We start from the raw sequence: 6,290 nt of genomic DNA, 5'->3' as shown, positions 1-6,290 counted from the left end.
GCGACCACCGCTCCGGACCCGCCACCCACCAGCCCCCTCACACGCGACCAACGCTTCGTGACAGCCCGCCACCAACCAGGCCCGCGCGCGGCGGCCTCGGTGAGCGGGTGTCGGCGGTGCTTCAGTCGCTGGTTGCGGCGTGGGTCGGGACCGGGCGGCGACGGGGTGGTCGCCACGATGGGTCCCGGCCGGCCAGGCCGACGGCTCTGGCCAGGAGATCCTCCTCGGGATCGACCGGGACCCGTGGGCCGAACAGGCCCGGAGTGCCGTCGGCGGGACCCTGACCGAGGAATTCGACCAGGACCTCCAAAGCCCGGGGATCGGCCGCGTAGTCCTGCTCGGTGGCGCGCGCGAGATCCCACCCGTGCATCACCAACTCGTTCATCGCGACGGCGCCCATCGCCGTGGCCGGGAGCGTGACGCCACCGGCCTGCGCCGTGCCCGTCCAGGCGGCCGGATCTCGCCAGGCGATGCTGAGGTCGGCCAGCAGCACCGGGAGCCTGCTGCGCCAGTGTGGTGACAGGTGCTCGGCTGAGGGCTGCGGTGGTGGGCCGTCGGTGCCGGGCACCCCCGCGCGCTTGCGGGCGGCCATCGTGAAGGCGACGGACAGGCCCATCAGATGATCGAGCAAGGCCGCGACCGTCCAGCCCGGGCAGGGGGTCGGCGCGACGAAATCACGGTCGTCGACGCCCAGCAGCAACGCTCTGATCTGACGAACCGGCGGGTCGAAATCCAGCGGCACTCGGTCGGCCACGGTCTCCTCCTTCGGTTGTCGTAGACCTCACGGTACGAGGGGGGTACGACACTTTCGCAGGAGCCGAAACGACCTTTCGCACGCTGGGCCGCTTCCGGCGACCAGGATCGGTCAGGTGTGCACGGAGAGGTCCGCCGTGTGACCATCCGGGCCACCGTGCGAACCCGGGGCGGGGTGCTGACCGGGCGGCATTCCGGGGCCGTGGTTACCGGGCTGACCCTGGAAATCCGAGTGTCCCTGGTTACCGGCCGAACCGTGGATCCCCGATGGTCCATGGCTGCCGGCCGGACCGTGATTACCGGGCTGGCCGTGGAAATCCTGCTGACCGTGGAAATCCTGCTGACCGTGGAAATCCTGCTGACCGTGGAAATCCTGCGGACCGCGGAAATCCTGCGGACCGCGGAAATCCTGCTGGCCACGGAAATCTTGCGGACCGCGCGGATCCTGCTGGCCGCGCTGGTCCTGGTGAGTCGCGAAGTCCTGCTGGCCGGCGAAGTCCTGACCGTGGAAGTCGGCGGGACCGGGGTAATCGGGCTGGCCGGGGCCGCCGGGCTGACCAGGGAAATCCTGCTGACCACGGAAATCCTGCTGGTCACGGAAATCCTGCGGGGCCGGGAAATCCTGGCCCGGGAAGTCCTGATGGCCGGGGAGGTCCTGGCGCCCGCGGAAGTCCGGCCGGCCCTGGAAATCCTGATCGTCCGGGAAGTCCTGCCGACCACGGAAGTCCTGGGAGTCCTGGAAATCCGGCTGGGCGCGGAAGTCAGCGTGCGGGTGGTAGTCCGGCAGAGGCGGCAGCACCTGACCGGTCAACGGTGGCTGGCTGTCCGTCGACGCATGGCCGTGATAGCCCGGGAGCGGGGGCAGCACCTGACCCGACAACGGCTGGCCCGCTGCGGCCTGCTGATCCGGCATGCCACTGCCGGGGCCGGCGGCCATGCCCTGGGGCGTCGGCTGGGCGGGAGGACCGTACCCGGAATGGGAGGAACCGGATGCGGGGATGCCCGAACCCGGACCGCCTCCGCCGGGGACCCCGGAGCCTGGAATTCCCGAGCCCGGCATCGGCTGGCCCGGGGGCATGGCGCCCGGCTCGGGCAGCATCCCGGACTGCGGGTTCAGGCCGGACTGCGGGTTCAGCGGGACGCCGGGGGAACCCTGGCCGGGGGCCATTCCCTGGCCGACCGGGACACCCTGCGGCGGCATGCCGGCGGGCTGGCCGGACGGCCCGCCCGGCGGAGGGCCGGACGGCATACCGGGAGGCGGCACCGGCGGCATACCCATCGGCTGGGACGGAGCGCCCATCGGCTGGGACGGCGGCATGCCCTGCGGCTGGCCGGGTCCGCTCGGCGAACCGGGCTGCCCCTGCGAACCCGGTCCCCCGTGCGGGCCGGACTGACCCGGCGAACCGGAGCCGCCGTGTGGGGCGTTCTGGGAGCCGGAACCGCTGTGCGGGCCGCCCTGCGAACCGGAGCCGGCGGCACCGTGCGGGCCGGCGTGGGCCGCGGCGACCAGCCGGCGGGCTATCTCCGGAGCGGCGGCCCAGTGCAGGCCCAGCTGTGAGGCGTGCACCTGGCGCCACACGAAACCCTCCGGGTTGCCGCCCGACCACGTCCACGCCGGGTTGGCGCCGGCACGCGGGGTGACGACGGCACGATGCTGCTTGTAGCCGGTGATCCGGGCACCGGCCGGGGCCAGCACCGACGTGCCGGGGGCGGTGGCCTCGCGGTAGCCGGCGACGGTCTGCTCGGCGGTGGTCGCGGTCGCGTCGAGGACACCGCACATCGGCCGGCCGTCCAGTTCGTGACCGAGCCAGGGCAGGGCGACACCCTCGGCGATCACCGGCCAGCCGTCCCGAGCGAACTGGGCGACGGCCGCGCAGAGCCGGCGGTTGGCGGAGAGCTCCTCCGCGTACCCCTCGGGAAGTCCCGCGCCCACCACCAACCCGCGCGTGCCCGGCGGCAGTGCCTCGTCGCGGAGCGGATCGACGACCGCGACGTCCGCACCCGCGGCGGTGAGCAGCTCCGCGGTCTCCACATAGGTGTAGGGGGCGCCCTGGCCGCCGGCCAGGGCGATCACCGGCCGGTGATCGAACTGCACGTCCCCGGCGGCTTCGGCCGGTGTCCAGATCGGGCCAGGGATCGGCGGCGCCGAGGAGGCCAGCGCCATCAGGCGCTCGACGTCGAGGGAACCGGCGACCGCCTCGCCGAGCCGCCGCACCGCGCGCCCGGCCTCGACGGTCCGGTGCGCCACCGGGACCAGGCCGTGCGTGCGGGCCGGGAGGGTGTTGGGCAGGTCACCACGGTGCAGGGCGCCGAGGACCGGCATGCCGATGTCGTCCATGGCGCTGCGCAGCATCTGCTCGTGCCGGTCGGAGGCGACCCGGTTCAGGATCACGCCGCCGAGGTGGACCATCTCGTCGAACATCCGGAAGCCGTGCACCAGCGCGGCCAGCGAGTGGCCCATCGCGGCGACGTCGACGACCAGGACGACGGGTGCGCGCAGGGCGGCGGCGACCGAGGCGGTGCCGTCGATCTCCGGCTGGCCGGTCAGGCTGTCGAACAGGCCCATCGCGCCCTCGATGACGGCGAGCTGGGAGCCGGAGGCGCCGTGGGCGAAGAGCGGCGCGACACGCTGCGCGCCGACCAGGCGTGGGTCCAGGTTGCGGCCGGGCCGGCCGGCGGCAAGTCCCAGGTACGCGGCGTCGGTGTGATCCGGGCCGACCTTGAAACCCGCGGTCGGGATGCCCCGGCCGCTGAGGGCGGCGAGCAGCCCCACGGCGATGGCCGTCTTGCCGTGGCCCGATGACGGCGCGCTCACGACCAGACGAGGCTGGGCGGTGATCAATGGGTCCCCCGAGGTTTCCGCAGGCGGCCGCCACGTGTTCTATCGACTGCCGGATGTCGCAGACTACCTGGCTGCGGAGGGAGCCACCGCTTCGCCAGGTAGCCTCAGGGGGTGTACCGGTTCCTGCTGACCCCGCGCTGGCTGGGTGCCGCCGCGCTCACGATCGTCGCCTCAGTGGTCATGGTCATGCTCGGTAATTGGCAGCTGGATCGTTATAGGGAACGGACCGGCATCAATACCCGGATCGACGACGCGAGTATCGTCGACGCCGTTCCGCTGACCTCGAAACTCGCGGCCCCGACCGCGGCCGGCACGCCCGGTCCCGACCCCGGCGAGGGCGTGGCCTGGACAAAGGTGACCGTCAGCGGTCGCTACGACCCGACCAACGAGATCCAGGCCCGCGGCCGGACGGTCGGCAGCAAGGTCGGTTTCGAGATTCTCACCCCGCTGATCCTCGACGACGGGACCGCCGTTCTCGTGGACCGAGGCTGGGTGCCCGCGCCGGACGGCGGGGCACTCGAATCACCCGTGGTTCCACCCGCCCCGACCGGCCGGGTCACGGTCGTCGGTCAGGTACACCTGTCGGAAAGCCGACCCGCTCCGGTGGAACGTCGTGACGGCCGCCTGGACACCCGGCGGATCAGCCTGCCGCGCCTGGCGACCGAGTTGCCTTTCCCGGTGTACGGGGCATACGTCCTCTTGACCGAGCAGACTCCGGTCGCCGATCCGGCGTTCGTGACGATCCCCATTCCGCACGAGGACTCCTGGCAGAACGGGGGCTACGCCGTCCAATGGTGGATCTTCGCGGGCATGGTCTACGTCCTGTTCGGCTGGCAGGCGCGGAAGGAGGCGCAGGAGGCGTCCGGTGGTGTCCGGCCCGCCAAGCCCGCGGCCCGGCCCCGGGATCGGGTCGCTGACGCTGACGCTCGTCTTTCCGGCGACCGGGTGGCGGCCGCTGACGCCCGTCTTGCCCGCGACCGGGTGGCGGATGCCGACACCCGTCCTGCCCGCGACCGGGTGGCGTCGGCCGATGCTCGGGATCGGGTTGCGGAGGCGGATCGGCGGGCTTCGGAGACGGGCGCGCCGGCGACCGTCACCACAGAGCGTGTGGAGGGAAGCGAGCGTCGCCTCGCGACAGAGGGCGACGCCGATTAGTGTCGCGGCATGACCTTCCCGTCGGGTGATCCGTGGGGCGCACCGCCCCCGCCCGCATCCGTGCCCGACACCCCGGGTTCGCCGGAGCCGTCCGGGCCGGTGATCGTGGAGATCGCAGAGATGCAGATCACCTCCACACTGGTGCGTACGCCGGTCGGTGACCTGCCGCTCGCCGGCTCGCGCTGGCTGGTCACCGACCAATGGCTCAGTCAGCGGCGCACCCCGACGTGGGCGAAGATCGTCGCGTTCGCCGGCATCTGCTTCACCGGCGGCCTGAGCCTGTTCTTCCTGCTGTTCAAGGAGCCGGTCGCGCAGGGAACCGTGAACGTGACGGTGACGAGCGGCCAGCATCAGTACGTGTCACGCGTCCCGGTCCGGACCGAGGACGACGTGACCGCTATCAACCAGCAGGTCAACTACGTGCGGAGCCTCGCCGCCCTGTAACACGCGGTCAGACGGGGGCATGGCTGTCAGCGGAGTTTCCCGCCGCCGAGGCGACGATTGACGTTCACAGCACCCGAATCCTGCGACCTCACCACCGCGACAGGGCAAGGCCACGCGGTTGAGGCTTCACGACGGTGCACCAGTCCTGACCGGAAACCGACCCCAACTGTGGACACAGGGAACTGCCCGGCGGACCGGATCCGGGTCGGGGCGGCGATACTGCGGATGGGTCGTCGGGAAGGGGGGCGTCCCGGCAGCCGCACTCGCCATCCCCGATGGGGAGGCGTCGTGACATGCCCGGCCATCCTCGTCACGCCGACCGGCGGCAACCGCGGCCATGACGCGGGTTCCATGCCCCGCGTGATCAACTCCGGGTGGTGAAGACTCAGAGGCCGGGGCGGGCGTTCACCGGTGAACTTCGCATCCTGTCTGTTCGTGTCGACTCGTCAAGGATCGCCCCCGTGACGAGGACCGTCTGAAGCGCCCGTTGCCGGGTCGGGTGCGCGTGCCGTCCTTCGACCAGACGCCAGGCGCACCCAACGCCAGACCGGGCACCCGGGCGGCCCTTCGACAGGACGCCAAGCGCACCCAACACCGCACCGGGCACACGGACAGCCCTCCGACAGAACGCCAAGCGCACCCAACACCGCACCGAGCACCCGGACAGCCCTCCGACAGAACGCCAAGCGCACCCAACACCGCACCGAGCACCCGGACAGCCCTCCGACAGAACGCCAGACACACCCAACACCGCACCGAGCACCCGGACAGCCCTCCGACAGGACGCCAAGCGCACCCATCGCCGGGTCGGGTGCGCGTGCCGTCCTTCGACAGGGCGTCGGATGTACCCGTCATCGGGTCTGGGTGCGATCACCGCCCCCAGGAGGGCGGTGACGGCACCCGCATCCGGCTCCGGGTGCCGACAGGACACCCCCACCGAGAAGTCGTTCGCACACCAGGCCACCCTCCTCGCCCCGACCAGCGACAACCGCTCGTCTCGACCAGCGACAACCGCGACCGGACCGCAGGTTTCACCGCCCCGCGCAATCAACCCCCGGTGGTGAAGACTCAGAGCCGAAGGTCCCCACGCCGTCGA

3 protein-coding genes and 1 pseudogene are annotated in these 6,290 nt (G+C 71.9%); 2 read left to right on the top strand and 2 right to left on the bottom strand.

Annotated elements, in window-relative coordinates; translation table 11 throughout:
- Window positions 1-121: 121 nt before the first annotated feature.
- Window positions 122-754 carry a TIGR03086 family metal-binding protein gene (locus ACFO0C_RS45530; protein WP_378073117.1) on the bottom strand — a complete coding sequence of 211 codons (633 nt, stop codon included), beginning with the start codon at window positions 752-754 and terminating at the stop codon, window positions 122-124.
- A 111-nt stretch (window positions 755-865) separates the two neighbouring features.
- On the bottom strand, window positions 866-3,568 hold the full coding sequence (locus tag ACFO0C_RS45525) for a cobyrinate a,c-diamide synthase (RefSeq protein ID WP_378073116.1): 2,703 nt from the start codon (window positions 3,566-3,568) through the stop codon (window positions 866-868).
- A 138-nt stretch (window positions 3,569-3,706) separates the two neighbouring features.
- Here ACFO0C_RS45525 and ACFO0C_RS45520 point away from each other — a divergent pair.
- Window positions 3,707-4,516: pseudogene (locus tag ACFO0C_RS45520) on the top strand (SURF1 family cytochrome oxidase biogenesis protein); the annotation flags it as partial.
- A gap of 243 nt (window positions 4,517-4,759) precedes the next feature.
- Entirely contained in the window at window positions 4,760-5,194 is a 435-nt protein-coding gene (locus tag ACFO0C_RS45515; RefSeq protein WP_378073115.1) for a hypothetical protein, read from the top strand.
- The last annotated feature ends 1,096 nt before the right edge of the window (window positions 5,195-6,290 follow it).

It is taken from the genome of Actinoplanes subglobosus, from assembly GCF_042650585.1.
In the GTDB taxonomy this organism is placed as follows: Bacteria; Actinomycetota; Actinomycetes; order Mycobacteriales; family Micromonosporaceae; genus Actinoplanes; species Actinoplanes subglobosus.
The sequence above is the reverse complement of the archived record's forward strand: the minus strand, read 5'-3'. Positions and strand labels throughout refer to the sequence as shown.

Bases quoted from the DNA above. Each gene is read 5' to 3' on its own strand.
- ACFO0C_RS45515 (WP_378073115.1), top strand. From the start codon at position 4,760: ATGACCTTCCCGTCGGGTGATCCGTGGGGCGCACCGCCCCCGCCCGCA.